Genomic DNA, 22,105 nt, shown 5'->3' with positions numbered 1-22,105 from the left:
CACGCTCCCTTGTTTGCAAATGATAATGATTCGCATTCTAACTGGAGACCTATTGCCGCGCAACTATTCCGAGCAAGCCAGGCCCCGCGCGTGGCAGGCGCGGGGCTGGCGTTACGACGCCACCGCGCTTACTGCAGCGGCAAGGCCGCTACGTCGACTGCTGGCACCTGCCCCGTCGCGGGCCGCGTGAAATTCTGGCCGGTTTGCACGACCTCGGCGAAAAAGCCGCCGTTACGCAAATAAAACTTGCCGTTTTCCAGGCCGCCCGCATAGTCCATGCGCTGCGCATTGGTGGCCGTGGCGTCGCCCGTGTAGCGCCCTGCCGTCACTTCCGACCAGGCGCCGGAAACGTTCCTTGCCCACTGGTTGCCGAACTGGACGCGGCGCTCCGTGTAGCCCAGGGTATCGATGAAGTTCTCGAGGAAGGAATGCACGCCCGTCAAATACGTGGAAATCGCCGGCCGCTTCCAGGTGGCGATGTAGCGCCACTTGCCCGTCTCGGGCGCATAGAACCAGGCCGAGTAATCGCTGCCGCCATTGCCGTCCGGCCGCGCGCGCGTGATGAAGCGGTACGTGGTGCCGGCCGCCCAGTTATATGACAAATAAGTCTGCCCGCCCGTGCCCTCGCCGCCGAACGCGTTGTCGACCACGCCGGCGCCCTTGCTGACCAGGGTGGTTTTCGCGCCATTGTCCGCGTCCCACACGGAGAACAGGATCCAGCGCTCGCTCGTCGATTTCACCTGGATGCCCATGTAGCCCTGGCCGAAGCCATTGGCCATGAAGTAGGAGCCGATGGCATCCTGGCCCTTGGGTATCGTCATCTCGTTATAAAAATACTCGGTATTGGCCGGCACCGTGTAGCCCATGTGCACGGACGGCCCGCGCCGCGACCAATAGTAATTGGCGGGATCGTTGGCGTAGTTGAGCGTGGCGTTCGACGTCACCTTCAGCGCCGAGACGTCGCCAAAGTAGCCTCCCGCCTTGCTCACGCCGCGCAAGTCCACTTTGACATAGCCTGGCGCGGCCACGTTGACCGTGCCCACCGCATACGTCTTGCTGTCCGTACCCGCCAGGGTCACGTCGAAGGGCTGGCCGTCGACTGTCACCCGCACCACGCTGCTGGTGCTGCCAGCCAGCCTGGCGTCCAGCGCCACGGTCACCGGACCGGCCGCGCCCACGCGGAAGTAGGTGCTCGTCACCGTATTCGGACTGGACCAGTTGGCCAGGCCATTGTCATTGATGATTTCCTGCGCACTGGCGTCGGCGCTGGTAATGAAGGCATTGCCCGCCAGCGCCACGCTGACAGGGGTGCCGGACACCGGCGGCAGGCCTGCCTCGGCCCTGATCACGCTGGCGCCGGCACTGCCGCCACCGCCGCTGCCACAGGCGGCAAGCAGCATCGGCATGGCGGCAAAGACCGCAGAGAATAATACGCTTCTGTGTTTCATCGACGTCTCCTGGTGGTACAGCTTGCGGCGTGCGCCGCGGTTGAAAAACGGATCGAGATAGAAAAAACCCGCTACGGCGGCAAGCGCGGTAGCGGGCGGTTGAAACTTAGTACTTGCCGTCGAGAGCGAAGATCGGCTTGCGCGATTTCCACTGGCCGCCCGTGAAGTCGGGGAAGTCCAGGGTCTGGAAATTGGCGGCGATCGATTGCTCGGACAGCGGCGTGATGGCGCTCCACGTCACGGCATCGTAGATATCGATCGGCATCGGCGCGTTGGCCTTCAAGGCTTCGACAAAGGCGTGGATGACGAAGAAATCCATGCCGCCGTGGCCCGCGCCTTCGGCCTGCGCCGCGTACTTGCGCCACACGGGGTGGTCATACTTGTCCTGGTAAGCCTTGAAGTCATCCCACTGGTGCGGCTTGCTGACGCCTTCGATGTGAATCGCGTTGTTCAGGTCCATCCACAGGCCATCCGTGCCTTGCACGCGGAAGCCCAGCGAATACGGGCGCGGCAGGCTCGTATCGTGCTGCAGGATGATGGTTTCGCCGTTTTCGCACGCCAGGGTGGTGGTGACGATATCGCCCAGCTTGAACTTCACCATGGCGTTCGCATGCTGCGCGCCGCCCGGCTGCTTGACGATGTAGTCGTGCAAGCCGCGCGCCTTGGTGGCGAAGGCGTTGATGCGCGTAAAACGGTTGCCGCGGTTGATGTTGGTGTACATGGCGCACGGGCCGATGCCGTGGCTCGGATACAGCTCGCCGTTGCGCTCGACCGAGTGCTGCGTGCGCCAATGGGCTTCCGACCAGCCCTTTTCGCCGAATTCCACGCCGCCGCCGTACGGCTTGGCCGGATTGCCGCTGTTGAATTTGACGGCGCGCAGGTCATGCTGGTAGCCGCCCTGCAGGTGCAGCAGTTCGCCGAACAGGCCCGCGCGCACCATCTGCAGCGCGGCCATCACGTCGCGGCGGTAGCACACGTTTTCCAGCAACATGTACGGCGTACCCGTCTTCAGCTGGGTATTGAGCACGTCCCAGTGGTCTTGCAGGGTGATGCCGGCCACCACTTCACAGCCGACGGCGATCTTCGCCTGCATGGCGGCGATGGCCATCGGCGCGTGGAATTCCCACGGCGTGGCGATGATCACGCCATCGAGGCCGCCCGCGTCCAGCATGCGCTTGTAGGCTTTCTCGTCGCGGTCTTCGCCGTACGTGCGCGGACGCGGCTTGCCGGCTTTGGCCACCTGGCCCAGCGCGTGTTTCAGCATGATCGGCTCGATATCGCACAGGGCGACCACTTCCACGTCGTCGCGGCGCACCAGTTCAGCCAGCAGCACCTGGCCGCGCATGCCCGTGCCGATCACGCCCAGGCGGACCTTGTCGCGGCCGGCGGCAGGTGCGGCAGTGGCGTCGCCAGGCAGCAAGGCGCTGCCGGCCATGGCGCCACCGGCCAGCGCGGCGCTGGCGGACAGGAAATTGCGTCGATTAAATTGTGTCGTCATTGGTCTCTTCTCGCTTCCATTGGTAATGATCGTCGCCGGCCCGCCGCCTGGCGGGCCGGTTGCAGCTTAATAGGTGTATTCCGCCGTGAAGCGCACCGAACGCGGCGCCGTGCGGCCAGCCACCTGCAGGTAATTGCGGGCGATGGCGCCATGGTCTTCGCGCGTTTCGTTGTAGCGGGTCACGGTCTGGCTGTTGAAGACATTGAAGACGTCCACTTTCAGGCTCAGGCCCTTGACGGCGCTGGGAGTATAGGCCACATTCATGTCCAGCTGGGCTTGCCATGGCAGACGGCCCTGGCTGCCGCGCGGCGCCGGCTTGCCATTGCAATAGAAGTAGGAATCGCCGTAATCGTTCTCGAACCGCAGGTTATCGGGCAGCGCGCCGATGCAGTTGCGCGGCGCGCCGGAGGTCAGCGACAGGTTGGCGCCCACCATCACGTCCGGGATGACCTGCATGAAACCGTAGGCCTTGAACGCGTGGCGGTGGTCGCCCGGCAGGTAGCCATACGCGTTGTACATCAATTCCTTGTGGTCGTCGCTGACCGTCAGGCCCACGTCGCCGCCGCCGATGCTGTCCGTCTGGCCTTCCATATTGCCCTTCAGCGCGGACAGGGTGTAGGTCAGCTTGCCGTACCAGCCGTTTGTGTACGGGTGTTCGACGAACAGGTTCAAGGCGCGGTAGGTGCGCGATGGCAGCGGGTTGCCCCACTCCGCCGCCGAAATATCCACGCGGCGCAAGCCCTTGCCGTCGTCGAAGTCCACCATCAGGCTGTTGTCGCGGCCAGGGTTGATGATGGCGCACTGGAAGCCGCCCCATTTTCTCGTGTCGACGCCGTTGCGCGTGGCCCAGGCTTGCAGCGGACGCTCGTCGCAGACGTCGTCGTTGGTGTCGTTCAGCTTGCGGTACAGCACGCTGGCGCCCACCACCAGTTTCTTGCTCAGCGCCCGTTCGAAGCCGAGCGAGAATTCATCCTGCGACAGCGGCTTCAAGCCGATGGCCGTCACTTCGCGCGCGTCGCGGCTCTGGCCATACGCGTTGTTGGCCGAATACGGCTTGCTGATGGCGTGCAGGCCCGTCGGCGCGCCCGTGACGGGATCGACGCCCGTGTAGGTGAACATCTCGCTGGTGGCCAGGAAGGGGCTGGCCATGTTGCTCGACAAATTCGATGGCACGGGCAAGTGATAGCGGCCGCCGTTGGCGAAGAATTTCAGAGTGCCGTCGCCCAGGTAATCCCAGGTGGCGCCCACGCGCGGGGCGATCATGTTGCGCTGCGAGATGAAGGCCACGCCGTCGGTGCTGTAGTTGGTGAACTGCTCGCGGCGCAGGCCCAGGTCCAGCAGCACGCGTTCCGTGACCTGGTAGTGGTCCTGGATGTACTGCGCCGATTGCACGCTGGTCGGACGCGCCAGGTTGGCGTTCAGGTCCTTGCTGACGTAATAGCCCTGCGCGCCGTAGCCGCCACCCTGTGCCGGCGTCTCGAACGCGCCGTTGATGGCCCGGTTCGGATCGTCCGCTTTCAGGTAGCTCCAGCGGTAGCCGCCCGCCAGGCTCAGGCCCACCTTCGATTCCACGTCGATGCGGTCGATGCCGCCGCGCAGCGAGTGCTTACCCAGCTTGTATTCCAGGTCCAGGCGCTTGGCCTTCTGGCGGTCTTCCGACGACGGGTCGACCAGGGTGCCCGTCACCGTTTGCGGATTGGCGTACGTCAATCCAGGCACCTGGGTCGAGGTATTCGACGACGTTTGCGCCAGCAGCGGATTGTAGCCATTCGGCGTGCGGGTGTGCGACGTGCGCGATTCGCCCATCATGGCCGTCACGGTCAGGTTGTCAGTCAGGTAGCCCGTGTACTTGAAGATGTCGATGTTGGCGCCCGGCGCGGCCGACGATCCGCAGCAGTTGACCGTCGTCTCGCCCTTGCCCGCCTGTACGCCATTGCTCGCATGCGTGGCGTAGCTGTAGCCATACGCTTGGCTATCCGTCTTCGTGCGGTCATACAGCTTGGTGTATTCGAAGTGATGGTCGTCCGTCAGGTTGTAGTCGAGCTTGGCCATCATGCGGTCCACCTTGCTCTGGCTGGTGCTCCAGCCGCGCGCCAGGGCCGTGCCCGAGTCGGCGGTGGCGGCAACGGCCTGGCTGTCCGTGCGCGTCTGCTCCAGCGCCACGAAGGCGAACAGCTTGTTCTTGATCAGCGGACCGCTGCCATACAGGCCCACCACCTTGCTGGTGCTGCCATTGTCGCGGTTCCAGTACAGCAGCTTGCCGTCCGTCTTCGGATTGGCGCCCGTGTTCGGGTAATAGGTGTTTTCCGGCTCGCCCTTGAGCGAACGGGGGATGATGGAGACCTTGCCGCCGAATTCGACCTTGTTGCCGCCGCTCTTGGTGGTGATGTTGATCACGCCGCCCGTGGAACGGCCGAATTCCGAACCGTAGCCGCCCGACAGCACCTGCAGGTTGGAGATCGCGCCGAACGGCAGCTCCGACGCGCCCACCTGGGTCAGCAGGTTGGTGATGGGGAAGCCGTTGACGTAGAACGCGTTTTCCGACTGGCCCGAGCCGCCGATCGACGGCGCATTGCCGTACACGCTGTTGGTGCCGCGCGCCACGCCCGGCGTCAGCTGCACGATGGAAGCGACGTCGTTGCCGACCGGCAGCGCCTTGAGTTCTTTGGCGGTGAAGATCACGCCATTATTGGTGTTCGACACGTCGATCGGATTGCGCGACGCCTTCACCACGACGGTCTGCTCCTGGCCCACGGGACCGGCCGCGCCGGCAGGGCCGAAGTTCGCTTCGGCGCCCGCGCCGATCAGGGCTTCGACTTCCTGCGACGCTTCGACCGAACCGGCGCGCAGCACGCGCACCGCATAGCGGCCTGGCGGCATGGAGTTGGCCACATAGCGGCCCGACGTATCGGGCGTCAGGCTGCGCTGCACGCCCGTCGCCAGGTTTTCCAGCACCACGGTGGCGCCGGCCGGCGCGCTCACTTCGCCGAAAATGGTACTCGTCGCGTTCGACTGTGCCCAGGCCTGGCCTGGCACGCCGGCCGCCAGGGCGATCACGATCGCGGCGGCGCGGCTGATGTCGCGCAATTTGAGTCGGGTGGTATGCATGGTGTCTCTCCGTCTATATCGAGGGTTATGCGCGCCCTCCCCGCTCCAGGGCGGAGCCGGGGGGATGCAATTTTTATGGTGGTCGTCGGAAGGCAGAGCGAGGCAGCCGCACCTTCCGGGAAATCAGTCCGTATCGGCTGATTTTCGTTTTCTTGGGATTACTTTAAAAAGAAAAACAAATATCGTCAACAAAAAGAAAGTTATAACGCAAATTTATCGCTCAATTGCGCAAATAAATGCGAAATATCTTTCGATTCAATGAGTGGCGCGGCAGATAACTTTCGTTATCGTGGTGTGGCGGATACACGCGAACGCAGGATGATGGCTAGCACGGCGCAATCGGCCCGGCAATCGGGGAGAGAAATGCGAAAGAAGACAGGACTACCGCCTTTCACTTACGTTTATCTTTCGCATTGCACACTTCAGCATGTTGTTATTTTCTTTTCAAGGCAAGACCCCCGGCCAGCCAGCATGCCGGCTGGCCGGGGCAAGCTCAGGCCTTAAAAGAACTTGTAGCTGGCCGACAGGGCAAACTGGCGGCCGAACAGGTCCTGGCTATGGTTGTAGCCTTCCCAGCCGTTCGGGTCGTAGTACGGCTGCTTGTTGAAGGCGTTTTTCACGTTCAGGCCCACGTCCAGGTGCTTGATCGGCTTCCAGCTGAAGGCCAGGTTCACCGTCGTGTACGACGGCGCGCCCTTGCACTGGCCGGCCGGCAGCGCCACCGAGGCGGCGGTGCAGTTTTCCGGCGTGTTGTCCTTGTCCCAGGGGCCGTAGGCCCAGCGCGTCTTGCCCGAGTAGTTGACGAACACGCTGCTGACGAAGTTGCGGTAGCTCCAGTCGGCATTCACGGTGGCGCGGTAGCGCGGCGAATCGTAGTAGCCGACGGTATTGCCCTTGATGTCGCTGCCGTCTTCGCTGTCATGGGTGTCGCGCTTGCGGATGGTGGCCGCGATGCCCGTGCTCAGCTTGCCCCAGTCGCCGAGCGCAAAGCGCGTGCGCGCGTCGATGTCCACGCCGTCCATCAGGGTGCGGCCCCGGTTCGAGTACGAGTTGATCAAGCCGCCCAGGTTGCCCACCGAGTAGCCCGGCACGCCGCCCGCGCACACGCCCGCGTTGGCGGGATTGGCGCACATGGCCGCCACCGCCGCCATATTGCCCCGGTCCGCGTCGGTCAGGTCGTTGCGAATGGCGTTCGAGGCGCCGGCCAGGGTCGGGCCGTACTTGTCCACCAGTTCCGTAAACAGTTCGTTGAAGTCCTGGCGCACGATTTCATCGCGGCGGTTGATGAACCAGTAATCGATGGAGATGCTGACGTCCTTGGCCGGCTGCAGCACCAGGCCGACGGTGGAAATCTTGGCTTTTTCCGGACGCAGATTCTGGTTCGGCGGCGTCAGGCCGCCCACCGTCGTCGAGCAATTCGAATTGAGCAGGCTCTTGCCCAGGTCCGCATCCGTCGCCACCTTCGATTTCATCAGGGCGCGCGCCATGGCGTTCGTTTCATCGCAGCGCACCGTGTCGCGGATGCCGCCCACCTGCGCAAAGACGCCGCCCGTGCCCGCTTCGGCCAGGTTGGGCGCGCGGAAGCCTTCCGAGTACGTCCCGCGCAGCATCAGGTCGGGCCGCGCGCGCCAGATCACGCCCAGCTTGGGCGCCAGGTTGGCGGCGAAATGCGGGTACTTGTCCAGGCGCGCGGCCGCGTTGACTTCCAGGGTGTCGGAAAGCGGCACCACCACTTCGCCAAACACGGCGGCGATGGTGCGCTTGCCATCGAACCAGGAACCGCCCTGCTGCGTGATCAGGCCATTGGCCGCATCCGCGTTGCCGGGCGTGAGGAAGCTTTCACGCATGATGTTGGTGCCCACGGCGGCGCGCACTTCGCGCTCGCCCAGCTTGAACAGCGTGCCTTCCAGCTTCGCGTCCCACGTCATCAGCTTGGTCCACGATTCGATGGCGAAGGTCGGGTAGGCGGCGCGCAGCAGCGCCGCATTGGCCTCGCTGATTTCGCCGAACTTGTAGGCGGGATTGTCGGAGATGTAGGTGCGGCCGCTGACGGGGTCTTTCGTGAACGGGCCGAATGCCTGCTTGAAGCCATTGATATTCAGGTTGGCCGTCTGGAACAGGGTGGAATGGCTGCCCGCCACGCTGAGCGCCGTCTCGAAATCCCAGCCGCCGCCGATGCCGCCGCGCAGGCCGACGAGCGCGCGGTAGTTTTCATCGACGTTCTTCTGGCCGAAGTGGCCCGTCGCATCCTGCAGCAGGTAGTTCAAGCCGGCCGCGCCGCCCATCTTGGCCACCATGTCGGCATCGAGCTTGCCTTTCAGGTAGACGTTGTTGGGGCTGAGGAAAGGCGTGGCGAAGGTGTTGAGGGTATTGCCCGTATTGCGCGCGAACCAGTTGTTCGTGCTGCCGCTGTTGAAGCTAGACGGGCCGTTCTCGCCGCGCATCTTGATGTGGGTGAAGGCGCCTTCCGCGAACGCTTCCATGTCGCCGCTCAGTTTCAGGCGGCCGCTCAGGTAAGCCGTGGCGCGCTCCGAGGTGGGGCCCGTGTCGAGCTGGTTGGGCAGCGCATTCCACACGCAGCGCGTGCCCGACGCTTCCGTGATGCTGGTGTTGCAGCCGGGCGCGGCGCGCTGGGTGCGGGCATTGTTGTTGGCCTTGTCGAAGACAAAGAAGGTCCCCGGATTCATCACGCCCGGCTCGCTGCCCACGCCCACGCGCATGTTCGGGATGAAATTGGGATTGTTCACGTAAAAATACGAGGGACGCTTCTGGTAAGTATCGGCCAGCGCGATGCGGTCGCGCTGGTAGACGTTCACGGAACCATAGATGTTGTAGCCGTCGCTGGCCAGGTCGCCCAGGCCATACAGCACGCTGGCCTGGCGCTCGCCATAGGCTTTCACGCTGGGCGAAAACTCGCCGTTGACGCGCGCTTCCAGCCCCTGGTACGACTTCTTGGTGATGACGTTGATGACGCCGGCCACGGCATCGGAGCCATACACGGCCGACGCGCCATCCGTCAGGATTTCCATGCGCTCGATGGCGGCGGCGGGGATGGCGTCGATATTGACGAACATGGTCTGGAAGCCGGCCGGCGCGCCATAGAACGACAGGCGGCGGCCATTGAGCAGCACCAGGGTGCCCTGCGCGCCCATGCCGCGCAAGTTCGCTTGCGAACCGCCATCGGACCCCGTGAACATCGAGCGGAAGTCCTGCTGCGCCGGGCGCGCGGCGGGCAGGTTGTCCAGCACTTGCAGCAAGGTGAGCGCGCCCATGTTCTCGATCTGCTTGGCGTTGATCACCTGCACCGGCGACGCCGTTTCCGCGTTGATGCGCTTCAGGCTGGACCCCGTCACTTCGACGCGCGCCAGTTTTTCCTCGTCGGCCGCCAGCGCCGTCGATGCCAGCCCCACCGCCACCATGGCGGCCATCAGTTTTTTCAAGTGCATTCCCATCTCCTTTTTATAAGTGATTTGTTTTCGTCAGGCTGCAAGAGCCCCTCCCCGGTCCGAAGAGGGGTTCCCTTTTAGTGAAATGAATGAAGTGCCTAGCGCGGCTTGACCGTCGCGCCTTCCGTGCCGGTCAGCACGGCGTTGGCCCAGTTGCCGCAGACCTGGGCCGGCCGGGCGCCGCGCGCGCCCAGGGTGCGCAAACTGAGTTGGCTCAGGCCGCGCACGTCGATTTCGGGTTTGACCACCCCGGGAGCCGCGACCAGGCCGCTGTCGTACAGCAGCCGCTCGCCGCTCCAGACCTGGAATTGCAGGCCGCCCGCGCTGCGGCAGCTATCGTCCACGCCCAGGTCGGCGCGCAGCAGATTCCAGTTGCCCGCCAGCTGCAAGTCGATGCGGCTGGCAGATCCCACGCCGAGGCCCTTGCGGAACCACAGCCCGTTCATCCGCATCTCGGCGGCCTTGCCGGCCGGCCGGTCTTTCGCGACGTGCTTCGGCAGCGCCAGGTCCGACAGATAGCGCTGCACTTCGGCGCCTTCGGCCACGCGGTGCTCGAGCACGCGGAATTCGGACAGGGTCACGGGCGCCACGTCGGTCGCCAGCGCCGCGTCGAACGCGCGCGCCACCGGCGCGCCTTGCGCGGCCGTGACCATCGGGTCGGTGGACGCCGCGCCATCGCCTTCCGGATTGTGCGTGCTCATGACGCGGAAGCGCAGCAAACGCCCGGCCGTGGCGGGGAAGTTGATCGTCTGCGTACCCTGTTCCAGCTTAAGGGTGCCCCGCGCAAGCGGCGTGCCCCAGTCGCCATTGTTGTCGCCGATGTAGATTTCGTAATCGCGCACCTGGCCATGCTTCCAGTGCTGGTCGTTGCGCGGCGCCAGTTCGATGCCGTCGACCAGGCGCCGCTCCGTGAAGCCGATCACCCATTCGTGCGGCCCGCTCTTCACGGACGGGCTGCGCACGGTGCGGAACCACGTCTCCGGCTTGCCGTCGAAGGCGTTTTCCAGCGGATAGCCGCTTTCCTCAAACGGACGCGCCACCACCTGCATGGCGTCGGCCGGCAAGGCGCGGCCCGGCACGGGGGCGGCCGGGAAATCGGCGTCCAGCCTCGCCACGGCCAGCGCGCCGGCGACCTGCAACATCAAGGGCTGGCGGATATCCTGCGCCGCCACCTTCACGTGCAGGGTGCCCTGGCGATCGGCAGGATCGAAGAACCAGCCGTCCAGCGCCTTGTGATAGGCGGCGCGGTCGGCGGATTGAACGATCAGGCGTTCGCCGGCGCGCACGGCGGCCGGGGCCTGGCCCGCCAGCATGCGCAGCGCATAGCCGCGGCGCGCTTCCTGGCCCTGGTAGGTGCCATCGACGGCGCCGATGTCGACCCGCACGTCGGCGCCCGCCTGGTGCATGCGGATGACTTGCTGGCTGAAGGCGCCGCCCTGGTACTGGCGCGTGTTGCCATCGTCTTCATACAAGGTGTAGTCGGAATCGCCGTGCGGGTAGATATCGAGCGTGAGCTGGTCCTTCGGCTTCTGGCCGTCGTACAGCATTTCCGGATACATGGGCAGGATGGCGCCGGCGCGGACAAACACCGGAAGCTTGTCCAGCGTGACCTGCAGGTCGAGGTCGCGCCCTTTCGCGTCGGCCGTGGCCTGGCGGCCGTCCCAGTAGTCGTACCAGGTGCCCTGCGGCAGGTGGATGCCCTTGCGCCAGCCGCCGCTGACGGCCTGGCTGCGGTAGACGGGGGCCACCAGCACGTCGCGGCCCAGCAGGAACTGGTATTTATAGGCTTCCGTGTAGGCGGCCGGGTCTTGCGGATAATCCCACATGAGTCCCCGCACCAGCGGCGCGCCCGATTGCTCCGCTTCGCGCACCAGGGTGTACATATACGGCGTCAGGCGCATCTTGAGTTTCAGATAGCGGCGGTTGATGTCGCGGTAAGGCGCGTCGAACCACCACGGGTGCTTGCGCTCGGCCGCGGCCCAGCCGGACATGCCCATCAGCACGGGCGTAAAACTCTTCCACTGCAAATCGCGCAGATAGGTTTCCGGACTGCCGCCGAAGATGGCGTCCACGTCGCCCGACGCATACGCCTGGCCGGACAGGCCAGAGCCGATCAGCGTGGGAATATGCCAGCGGATGTAGTCCCAGCTGGCGCTCTGGTCGCCCGTCCACGCCACGGCGTAGCGCTGGATGCCGGCCCAGCCCATCACCGTCCACAAAAATGGCCGGCTGTCTGAGTTGTTCAGGATGCCGTCGTAGGCCGACTTGTTCGCATCCATGGCGAACTGGTAGCCCTTGCCCGTCCACGCCACGTCCAGCTTTTGCACGCGGCTGCCCGCCTGGCCCACTTCCCAGGCGATCTTGTCGACGCCGTTTTCCGTCCACAGGCCCGTGCGGAAGCCGTAGCCGGCCAGGCTCTTCACGGTTTCCGGCAAATTCGTGTAGCCGCAGCCATAGCCGTCGTTGGGCAGGATCCAGCCGCCCGGCATGTCGTGTTCGCGGTACTGGCGCGCCACGGTTTCGACCACGTCCGGCGTCTTGCCCGTCGGGCCATCGCTCCAGCCCTTCGGCACGGAGCCCGGTTTTTTCACGTTGTCGCCATCGTTGTAGCAATCGGCGTCGCCGTATTCCAGCGCCCAGCGGGGCAGCATGCGCGCGCGGCCCGTCAAGTCCGTGTAGCGGGCGACGACGTCGCGCAAATCCTTGCCGACGAAGAAATACGCATCGAAGCGGCCTTCCGCGTGCTGCAGCGAGATCTGCTCCTGGTCGCGCAAGTCGTAATTGCCGTCGGCCCAGGTATTGCGCAGCACGCCCCAGCCCCGTGAACTCATGAGGAATGGCGCGGGATTCGGCCGGTCGCCCTCTTCCCAGCCGCCCGAATACGACACGGGCACCTGCTTGCCCTTGAATTCGAAGCGACCATTCTGCTGGCCGCCGCCAAAGTAGCGCTCGCCCGGCAGGCTCGACAGCACTTGCACGCCCTGCTTGTCGTCGAGCGACAGCGGCTGCACTTCGCGCCACAGCGGCACCGTGTCGCCCTTGCGGTACAAGGTAAAGCGCAGCGGTTTGCGGTCGATGCGCAGGCTCAGGGCTGCGGTGCCGATCAGGATATGGTCGGCCTGTTCGCTGATCTCATAGGCCACCTGCGCGGCCGGCTGGCCCACGACGATGTGCGCGGCCTTGTCGCCCGGCCCCGTCAAACCGGCCTTGCCGCCCGCCTGGATGCGCAGCACGTCCGCCTGCGGCAGGCTGATACGCAGCTGCATGCCCGTGTCGCTGCGCACCTCCCAGCCCAGGGCCTCGCCCTTGGCCACGTCGGCCGCGCGCACGGCGGAGAGCGACTGCAGATTGCCGATGGGCGCGGCCTGCAGGCCGGGTGTCGCCAGGGTGGCAAGGGCAGCGAGGACACAGGCGGCGAGGAGGCGGCGGGGAAGCGGGAGAGGTTTCATCAGACGGCTTTCAAAAAATCGAAGTGATGGAAATACTTTAAGAAGAAAAATAAACATCGTCAATCAAAAGAAAGTTTTTGCGCCGATTTATTAATAAACCGCCCATAAATGGCGCATTTTTCTTACGTTTCACCAAAATGCTACAAAACAAACTTTCGTTATCGTGGCATTTCAGCGACAAGCGGCAGCGGCAGCGGCCCTCACGCGACACCGATGCGGCATCGCAACACAGTCAGGCGCCGATGCAATGCCATTATTTCGCAAGCCGCACAACTATTTACTTTCGTTTTACTTTCGTATTTGACTTTTCGAAAATTAGTATTTATGCTTTCTCCAACAAACACTTTACTGACACTCCATGACTACCCTTCTTCAGCGTGACATTCAAACCTGGCGCGACATCGGCGGCCTGCACACGGCCGAGGAAATCGCCCACCAGCCAGCCATCTGGCGCGCGCTAGCCGGCATCCTGCGCAACGAGCAAGCCAGCCTGGCCGCCTTCCTGGGCGACGCGCTGTCCGATCCCCGTCAACGCGTCATCCTGACGGGCGCCGGCAGCTCGGCCTATGTGGGCGAGATCGTCGTCGACACCCTGAATGCGGCCTGGCCCGCGCAAATCCGCGCCATCGCCACCACCACCCTGCTGACGCACCACGAGCTGTACCTGGAAGCGGATGCGCCCACCCTGCTCGTCTCGTTTGCCCGCAGCGGCGACAGCCCGGAAAGCCTGGCCGCCGTCGAATTGCTGCGCCAGGTCGTGCCCGGCGCGCGCTTCCTCAACATCACCTGCAACGCGGACGGCAAGCTGGCGCGCCAGGGCGCCAATGACCGCAACACGTACAACCTGCTGATGCCGGAAGGCAGCTGCGACCGCGGCTTCGCCATGACCAGCAGCTTTAGCAGCATGCTGCTGGCGGCCCTGTCGGTGCTGGGCAAGGACACGGATTTCACGCGCCTCGACACGCTGGCGCAGCTGGGCGAGCAAGCCTTGCGCGACTGGTCGGCCCCCGTGGCGGACTTGGGCGCTACACCCGTGCAGCGCGTCGTCTACCTGGGCAGCGGCCCGCTGGAAGCGCTGGCCAAGGAAGCGGCCCTGAAAATCCTGGAATTGACGGGCGGCCGCGTGATGGCGATGGCGAATACGCCACTGGGCTTCCGTCACGGCCCGAAATCGGCCGTCACCACGGAGTCGCTGGTGATCCTGCTGCGCAGCAGCAAGCCATTGGCGCGCCAGTACGAGGACGATTTGCTGAAAGAGCTGCAGCGCGACAGCGTGGCGCAGCGCTGCCTGACGGTGGGCATCGGCGGCGACCTGTCGGCCGACGCCCCGGCCTGGCCCGACGCCTGGCTGGCGCCATTGTGGCTGCTGATGGCGCAGCAATACGCGCTGCACCAGTCCGCGCTGCTGCAACTGCGCCCCGACAATCCATTCGCCGGCGGCATCGTCAACCGTGTCGTGCAGGGCGTCACCATCTATGGCCATGACCAATTCTAATCACATCGCTAATCACATCGCCGGCTACCACGGCATCGACATCGGCGGCAGCAAAATGGAGCTGGTGGCGTTTGCCGACCGCGACGGCGCGCTGCAGGAAGTATTCCGCGAACGCGTGGCCACGCCGGGCGACGATTTTGCCGCCTTCGTGCAAGCCATCGTCGACCTGGTGGCGCGCGGCGACGCCGCCCTGGGCGCGGCGGCGCCCGTCGGCATCGGCTTGCCCGGCGTGATCGACAGCGCCAGCGGCCGGCAACTGAGTTCCAACGTGCCGGCCCTGAACGGCCGCCTGGTGGCGCAAACCTTGCAGCAAGCCTTGCAGCGCCCTGTCGCCATCGGCAACGATTGCCAGTGCTTTGCCCTGTCGGAAGCGCAGGGCGGCGCGGCCGACCATGCCGCCAGCATGTTCGGCGCCATCCTCGGCACGGGCGCCGGCGGCGGCTATTGCGTGGGCGGCCAGCTGCTGCGCGGCTTCAATGGCGTGGCCGGCGAATGGGGCCACTGGAGCCTGCCCGCCACCCTGCTGGCGCAGCACGGCTTGATGGACTACGCCTGCCCGTGCGGCAAGGCGGGCTGCCTGGAACGCTATGTCTCCGGCCCCGCCATGAGCAAGCTCCACGCGCATTTCGGCGGCGACGGCGCCGAGCCGCTGGCCATCGTCGCGCGCGCCAACATGGGCGACGCCGTGGCCGAGCGCACGGTCGCCGTGCACCTCGACCTGCTGGGCCACGCGCTGGCCGGCCTGGTGCTGGCCTACGACCCGCACGTCATCGTGCTCGGCGGCGGCCTGTCCAAGCTGCCCCACCTGTACGACAAGCTGCCGGCCGCCGTGAAGCGCCATCTGTTCCCCGGCGTGCACGTGCCGCCCATCCTGCCGCCCCGTTTTGGCGATGCCGGCGGCGCGCGCGGCGCGGCCCTTTTGATACGACAACATACCAAGGCGTCAACATGATGAAGCAAGCGGAAAACCCGACTTTTACCCTGTCCCCGATCCAGCAAGTGATCAAGGCGCACCGCCGCGGCGAGCGCGTGGGACTGTACGCCGTCTGCTGCAGCCACCCGAGCGTGCTGCGCGCCGCCATGCGCGTGGCCAGCGAGTACGACACCGTGCTGCTGGTGGAGGCGACGTCGAATCAGGTCGACCAGTTCGGCGGCTACACGGGCATGACACCAAACGTTTTCCGCGACAGCATGCTGGCCCTGGCCCGCGAACAGGGTTTCCCGGCCGAGCGCCTGGTGCTGGGCGGCGACCACCTGGGTCCGAACGCCTGGCAACACCTCGATGCGGCCACCGCCATGGCCCACGCCGAAACCCTGATCGCCGCGTATGCGTCGGCCGGCTTTCACAAGATCCACCTCGATTGCAGCATGCGCTGCGTGGACGACCCCTTGCGGCTCGACGATGAAACCGTGGCCGCCCGTTCGGCGCGCCTGTGCAGCGTCGCCGAAGCGGCGGCCGCCGCCGCCGGCTACGCGCCGCCCGTCTACGTGATCGGCACGGAAGTGCCGATTCCCGGCGGCGAGGCGTCCCTGGCGCAGGCCGGCGCCGTCACCAGCCCGCAGGCGGCGCGCCGCACCCTCGACGTGCATTGCCGCGCCTTCCTCGACAACGGCCTGCACGACGCCTGGCGCAGAGTCATCGCCATGGTGGTGCAGCCGGGCGTCGATTTCGACCAGAGCAGCATCCAGCACTACGACGCCGATGCCGCCGCCGAGCTGTCGGCCTTCGTCGCCGAGCAGCCGGGCCTCGTGTTCGAAGCCCACTCCACCGACTACCAGCGCGAATCGGCCCTGCACGCCATGGTGCGCGACCATTTCGCCATCCTGAAAGTGGGCCCGGCCGCCACCTTCGCCCTGCGCGAGGCGCTGTTCGCCCTGTGCCAGATCGAGGAAGAGCTGCTGCTGGCGCACGCCACCTCGCAGCTGATGCAGGTGCTCGACGACGTGATGGTGGCCAAGCCGAAGAACTGGATCAAGCATTACCTGGGCACGCCGGACGAGCAGCGCCTGATGCGCCGCTACGGCTTGAGCGACCGTTGCCGCTATTACTGGGGCGAGCCGGAAGTGGCGGCCGCCGTCGCCAGGCTGCTGGCCAACCTGGACGCCGTGGCCATTCCGCTGCCGCTGTTGAGCCAGCATTTGCCGGAACAGTACGCCGCCGTGGTGCAGGGCAGCCTGCCGGCGCAGGCGCCGGCCTTGATCGAGCACAAGATCGGCAGCTTGCTGGCGCAATATGCGCGCGCCTGCAACCGCAATGCGGCGCTGGCAGTCATTGCCGAAGCGGCAATCTGTTAAGCTCGGTATTTTCCTTTTTTACTGAGCCCGCCACCATGCGAAATACCAGCCAACGCCGTGAATCCATCCTCCAAATGCTAGCCCAGCAGGGCTCGGTGCAGGTGACCGATCTGGTGGAAAAGCTCGGCGTGTCCGCGGTCACCATCCGCAGCGACTTGAATGCGCTGGAAGCGCAAGGCATGGCCACGCGCAGCCACGGCGGCGCGACCCTGACGCGCACGCCGCCGCTTGAACACACGATACGCCAGAAGGACGCCATCAACCACGAGCAGAAGGAGCGCATCGGCGCCTACGCTGCGCGGCTGGTGGAACCGGGCGACAACATCATCATCGACTCGGGCACCACCACCATCTCGCTGGCGCGCCATCTGCGCGACGCCACCGGCGTGACGGTGGCGACGAATGGCCTGAACATCGCGTGGGAACTGGCCGACGCGCCCGGCGTGGACCTGATCCTGACGGGCGGCCTGCTGCGCAAGCAATCGCTGTCGATCCAGGGCAGCCAGGCCGAGACCTGTTTGCAGGCCTACAGCTTCGACAAGCTGTTCCTGGGCGTGGACGGCTTCGACCTGCAGTTCGGCGTCACCACCCACCACGAAGCGGAAGCAAGCCTGAACCACAAGATGGTGGAACGGGCGAAGAAAATCATCGTCCTCACGGACGCCTCCAAGTTCGGCCGCGTCAGCCTGCACCGCATCGTGCAGCTGGACCGCGTCGATACCGTCATCACCGATGCCAGCATCAGCCAGGAGTACCGCGAAGGGCTGCAAAAGCTGGGCATCGAACTTTTTATAGCGGAATAACACATGCTGAGCGGCAGAATCCTTACCCCATCTGGCTGGATCACGGGCACCATCACCTTTGACCAGCGCATCGTGCAGATACAAGAAGACCCTGCCGCCGACAGCGCGCTGACCATCCTGCCCGGCTTCATCGACCTGCACGTGCATGGCGCGGCCGGCGTCGACATCATGGAAGGCGGCGCCGCGGGCGCCACCGTGGCGCAGGTGCATGCGCGCCACGGCACCACGGCCCTGCTGGGCACCACCCTGACGGCGAAGGAACCGTCGATCCTGCGCGCCCTGCAAGGCCTGGCCGGCGTCATCGCCGAGCGCCCGGCCAACGGCGCGCGCATGCTGGGCGTGCACCTGGAAGGCCCGTTCCTGAATTTGCACCGACTGGGCGCGCAGCCGCCCGACGTGGTGCAGGCCAGCCTGGCGCTGGTGCAGCGCTTCCACGCCATCGCCCCCATCAAGGTGCTGACCATGGCGCCGGAAATCCCCGGCCACTTGGAACTGATCCCGCAGCTGGCGGCGATGGGCATCCGCGTGCAGATCGGCCACAGCGCCGGCACGTATGACGAAGGCGTGGCGGCGCTGCAGGCCGGCGTCTCCGGCTTTACCCACCTGTACAACGGCATGACGGGCATGACGCATTACGACCCGGGCATGGTGGGCGCGGCGCTGGCGCACGCCGAGTACGCGGAAATCATCCCCGACCTGCAGCACGTGGCCAAGGGCGCCCTGCGCGCGGCCCTGCGCGCCATCCCGCGCCTGTACGGCGTGACGGACGCCACCTCGGCCACCGGCATGCCGGACGGCGAATACGGCCTGGGCACGCAGCGCGTCTACAAATGCCTGGGCTGCGTGCGCCTGGCCACGGGCTCCCTGGCCGGCAGCGTGCTGACCATGGACCAGGCCCTGCGCAATTTCGTCGAGCTGGGCCTGGACCTGGCCGACGCCTCGAACCGCCTCTCGCTGTACCCGGCCGATTACCTGGGCGAATCCGAACGGGGCCGCCTGGCGCCCGGCGCCTGGGCCGATATCGTCGTCCTCGATTCAGCACTACAGCCAGTGTCCGTCTTCGTCGAAGGCGCGGCCATCGATCTTTCCACCCGCTAGAGCACCACCCCAACCTCAACCCCGTCCCGGAGTTTTCATGCAAGACACGTCACACAAGGCCCCCGTGTGGGCCATGCGCTACCTGCTATTTATTGCCGGCATGGGGGGATTGCTGTACGGCATAGACATCGGCATCATCGCCGGCGCCCTGCCCTACCTGGAATCGACGGCCTCCGTGGCCTGGAAACTGACGGCCCAGCAGCTCAGTTTTATCGTCGCCGCCGTCCTGTTGGGCTCGGTCCTCTCCTCGCTGTTCGCCGGCGCCCTGGCCGATCTGCTGGGCCGGCGCTGGGTGATGTTCCTGGCCGGCGCCCTGTTCAGCGCCAGCATCCCGCTGATCGCCCTGGCCGACGGCTACACGCCGCTGCTGCTGGGCCGTCTGCTGCAAGGCATCAGCGGCGGCTTGATCGGCGTCGTCGTGCCCCTGTACCTGGCCGAATGCCTGCCCGCGCAACAGCGCGGACGCGGCGCCGCCCTGTTCCAGCTGCTGCTGACCATCGGCCTGGTGGCCGCCGCCCTGATCGGCCTGCTCCAGGCACAGACGGTGGAAACGGCCACGCAAGCGGCGCAAGCCTTGCCGGAAGCGGGCCGCATCGCCGCCATCTTCGCGGCCAAGGACCACGCCTGGCGCAGCATCTTCTGGGTCTGCCTGACACCTGGCCTGGTGTTTACCATCGGCGCCCTGCTGCTGGCGGAATCGCCGCGCTGGCTGGCGCAACGGGGCCGCATCGAACAGGCGCGCCAGTCGCTGCTGCGCACGCGCCTGCCCGCCGCCGCCGAGCTGGAACTGCGCGACATGCTCGATACGCCGGAAAATGTGGCCAAGGCCAGCGGCAATGCCAGGGCCAAGGATCCGCTGCTGAGCCGCCGCTACGTGCTGCCCTTCCTGCTGGCCTGTTTGATCCTCGCCTGCACGCAGGCGACGGGCATCAATTCCATCCTCGCCTATGTCGTCAACATCCTCAACCAGGCGGGCCTGTCGGGCGCCTCGGCCAACATGGCGGACGTGTTATTGAAGGTGCTGAACGCCGTGATGACGGTGGTGGCCGTGCTGCTGGTCGACCGCAAGGGCCGCAAGTTCCTGCTGATGCTGGGCACGGGCGGCATCGTCGTCTCGCTGCTGGCGGCCGGCTTGCTGTTCCGCGGCGCCGAAGCGCACCTGGCCGACGTGCGCCCCGCCATCGCGGCGCAAGTGCAGGACGATGGCCTGGCCGTGCGCCTCGATGCGGCCACCTTGACGGCCCTGGGTGCGGCCGCCGACGGCACGCCGCAGCAGCTGACCATCGCCTACGCCTACGGTCCGTTCACCAACGTGAAAAGCCTGCGCAGCGACGACCCCGTGCTGCGCCAGGTGTCGATCGTCCGTGCCGATGCCGTGCAGGCCGACAGCGTGATCGGCGTCTTCTTCCGCAAGCTGCACCTCAATCCGTTCGCCGACCCGGCCGCCGGGCGCGAGGCGCCGCTGCGCATCGAGAAGGCCAGCCTGGGCCCCGTGCCCTCGTCCACGCATGGCTGGCTGGTGGCGATCGCCATTTGCGTGTTCGTCTCCAGCTTCGCCGTGGGACCGGGCGTGTGCGTGTGGCTGGCCCTGTCCGAGCTGATGCCGACCCGCATCCGCTCGAACGGCATGAGCATCGCGCTGCTGGTCAACCAGTTCGTCTCGACGGTGATCGCCGCCATCTTCCTGCCGACCGTGGGCTTGCACGGTTACTCGACCTTGTTCTTCTTCGGCGCCGGCTGCACCGTGCTGTACTTCCTGGCGGCCACGTTCTTGCTCCCGGAAACCAAGGGCAAGACCCTGGAAGAGATCGAGGCACACTTTTCAAAGTAAGCCAAAGTAAGCATTTGTAGCAGTCTCCTTTCCAGCCCCGGCCACTTCCGGGGCTGTTTTTTTTGCCTGCTGGACAAGTCTACAGGGCTGGCGCGCACGCCACAGTACGGTTTTCCTTCTGGAATCACGGGCGCGTGGGCTAGAATCTGGCTGCGTCGTGCTACTCACGAGGCGGCAATGGCGCCATGACAAAAACCACCAGGAGACACAGTGAGCTTATTTAGAACCAAGAATTTGGATGACATGATCGCCCACAGCAAGAAGCCGGGAGGTCTGGCGAAAGTGCTGGGCCCCTTCGATCTTGTCCTCATGGGCATCGGCGCCATCGTCGGCACGGGCATCTTCGTGCTCACCGGCACGGGCGCGCTGACGGCCGGCCCCGCCCTGTCGCTGTCGTTTGTCGTGGCGGCCGTGGCCTGCTGCTTCGCCGCCCTGTGCTACGCGGAATTCGCCTCCACCGTGCCCGTGGCCGGCTCCATCTACACCTACAGCTATGCGACCCTGGGCGAGCTGGCCGCCTGGATGATAGGCTGGGACTTGCTGCTCGAGTACGGCCTGGCCGCGGCCGCCGTCTCCGTCGGCTGGTCCGGCTACTTCCAGTCGCTGCTGTCGGGCTTCGGCATCGTGCTGCCCGTGGCCCTGACGGCCGCGCCGGGCGCCCTGCCCGGCGTGACCACCTTCATCAACCTGCCGGCCCTCGTCATCATGCTGGCCCTGACGGCCATGCTGGGCTGGGGCGTGCGCGAATCGGCGCGCCTGAACAACATCATGGTGGCCATCAAGGTGGGCGTGGTGCTGCTGTTCATCATCTTCGGCGCGCGCCACGTGCAGCCGGCCAACTGGCAGCCCTACATGCCGTTCGGCTACCACGGCATGCTGAGCGCGGCCGCCCTCGTCTTCTTCGCCTTCATCGGCTTCGACGCCGTCACCTCGGCCGCCGAGGAAGTCAAGAAGCCGTCGCGCGACCTGCCGATCGGCATCATCGGTTCGCTGGCCGTGTGCGCCGTGCTGTACGTGGTCGTCTCGGCCATCATGACGGGCATCGTGCCGTACCAAAAATTCCTCGGCGTCGACCATCCCGTCTCGCTGGCCCTGCAATATGCGGGCGAAAACTGGATCGCCGGCTTCGTCGACCTGGGCGCCATCCTCGGCATGACCACCGTGATCCTCGTGATGGCCTTCGGCCAGACGCGCATCATCTTCGCCATGTCGCGCGACGGCCTGCTGCCCAAGCGCCTGTCGACCGTGCACCCGCGCTTCCACACGCCGTTCTTCGCCACCTGGCTGGTCGGCATCGTGTTCGGCCTGATCGCCGCCACGATCCCGCTCAACATCCTTGCCGAGCTGATCAACATTGGCACCCTGGCCGCCTTCACCATGGTCTCCGTCGCCGTGGTGGTGCTGCGCAAGCGCCGTCCCGACCTGCCGCGCGCCTTCCGCTGCCCCGGCGTGCCGTATGTGCCGGCGCTGGCCGTGATCCTGTGCGTGGGCCTGATGAGCTTTCTCAGCTGGGTCACCTGGGTGGCCTTCACCATCTGGCTGGTGATCGGCCTGGTCATCTATTTCGGCTACGCGCGCCGCCGTTCGCTACTGCACACGCAACAGTAATCCTTCCACTGCGCCATCGCAGTAAG

At 65.6% G+C, this 22,105-nt stretch carries 12 protein-coding genes; 7 read left to right on the top strand and 5 right to left on the bottom strand.

All coding sequences use genetic code 11. The features are described from left to right. Positions 1-128: 128 nt before the first annotated feature. From J0O65_RS21065 to J0O65_RS21045, 5 genes are all read right to left on the bottom strand, one after another. Positions 129-1,448 carry a DUF3472 domain-containing protein gene (locus J0O65_RS21065; RefSeq protein WP_251373883.1) on the bottom strand — a complete coding sequence of 440 codons (1,320 nt, stop codon included), beginning with the start codon at positions 1,446-1,448 and terminating at the stop codon, positions 129-131. Between the two features lie 106 nt (positions 1,449-1,554). After that, positions 1,555-2,946 (bottom strand): Gfo/Idh/MocA family protein, encoded by a 1,392-nt coding sequence (locus J0O65_RS21060; RefSeq protein WP_215409155.1) that lies wholly within the window; start codon positions 2,944-2,946, stop codon positions 1,555-1,557. Between the two features lie 66 nt (positions 2,947-3,012). Further along, positions 3,013-6,054 (bottom strand): TonB-dependent receptor, encoded by a 3,042-nt coding sequence (locus J0O65_RS21055; protein ID WP_215409154.1) that lies wholly within the window; start codon positions 6,052-6,054, stop codon positions 3,013-3,015. Between the two features lie 500 nt (positions 6,055-6,554). Then, positions 6,555-9,500 (bottom strand): TonB-dependent receptor plug domain-containing protein, encoded by a 2,946-nt coding sequence (locus tag J0O65_RS21050; protein WP_215409153.1) that lies wholly within the window; start codon positions 9,498-9,500, stop codon positions 6,555-6,557. A 98-nt stretch (positions 9,501-9,598) separates the two neighbouring features. Beyond that, positions 9,599-12,949 (bottom strand): TIM-barrel domain-containing protein, encoded by a 3,351-nt coding sequence (locus tag J0O65_RS21045; protein ID WP_251373882.1) that lies wholly within the window; start codon positions 12,947-12,949, stop codon positions 9,599-9,601. A 358-nt stretch (positions 12,950-13,307) separates the two neighbouring features. Here J0O65_RS21045 and J0O65_RS21040 point away from each other — a divergent pair, with 358 nt between their 5' ends. From J0O65_RS21040 to bcaP, 7 genes are all read left to right on the top strand, one after another. Beyond that, positions 13,308-14,444: an AgaS family sugar isomerase gene (locus J0O65_RS21040; RefSeq protein WP_215409152.1), complete on the top strand. Its 1,137-nt coding sequence runs from the start codon at positions 13,308-13,310 to the stop codon at positions 14,442-14,444. Beyond that, a complete protein-coding gene (locus J0O65_RS21035; RefSeq protein ID WP_215409151.1) occupies positions 14,431-15,396 on the top strand; it encodes an ROK family protein in 966 nt (321 codons plus the stop codon). The genes J0O65_RS21040 and J0O65_RS21035 overlap by 14 nt, the downstream gene beginning before the upstream one ends. Next, entirely contained in the window at positions 15,396-16,739 is a 1,344-nt protein-coding gene (locus J0O65_RS21030; RefSeq protein ID WP_215409414.1) for a D-tagatose-bisphosphate aldolase, class II, non-catalytic subunit, read from the top strand. Before J0O65_RS21035 ends, J0O65_RS21030 begins: the two co-directional genes overlap by 1 nt. A 35-nt stretch (positions 16,740-16,774) precedes the next feature. Then, positions 16,775-17,542, top strand: a complete 768-nt coding sequence (locus J0O65_RS21025) for a DeoR family transcriptional regulator (protein WP_034751280.1) — start codon at positions 16,775-16,777, stop codon at positions 17,540-17,542. A gap of 3 nt (positions 17,543-17,545) precedes the next feature. Continuing rightward, positions 17,546-18,640, top strand: coding sequence for an N-acetylglucosamine-6-phosphate deacetylase (locus tag J0O65_RS21020; RefSeq protein ID WP_215409150.1), 1,095 nt, complete (start codon positions 17,546-17,548; stop codon positions 18,638-18,640). Between the two features lie 37 nt (positions 18,641-18,677). Further along, positions 18,678-20,471, top strand: coding sequence for an MFS transporter (locus J0O65_RS21015; RefSeq protein ID WP_215409149.1), 1,794 nt, complete (start codon positions 18,678-18,680; stop codon positions 20,469-20,471). Between the two features lie 210 nt (positions 20,472-20,681). Then, positions 20,682-22,079 carry a branched-chain amino acid transporter BcaP gene (gene bcaP / locus J0O65_RS21010; RefSeq protein WP_353056228.1) on the top strand — a complete coding sequence of 466 codons (1,398 nt, stop codon included), beginning with the start codon at positions 20,682-20,684 and terminating at the stop codon, positions 22,077-22,079. The last annotated feature ends 26 nt before the right edge of the window (positions 22,080-22,105 follow it).

The organism is Janthinobacterium sp. JC611 (assembly GCF_018682595.1).
GTDB lineage: Bacteria > Pseudomonadota > Gammaproteobacteria > Burkholderiales > Burkholderiaceae_D > Janthinobacterium.
The sequence above is the reverse complement of the archived record's forward strand: the minus strand, read 5'-3'. Positions and strand labels throughout refer to the sequence as shown.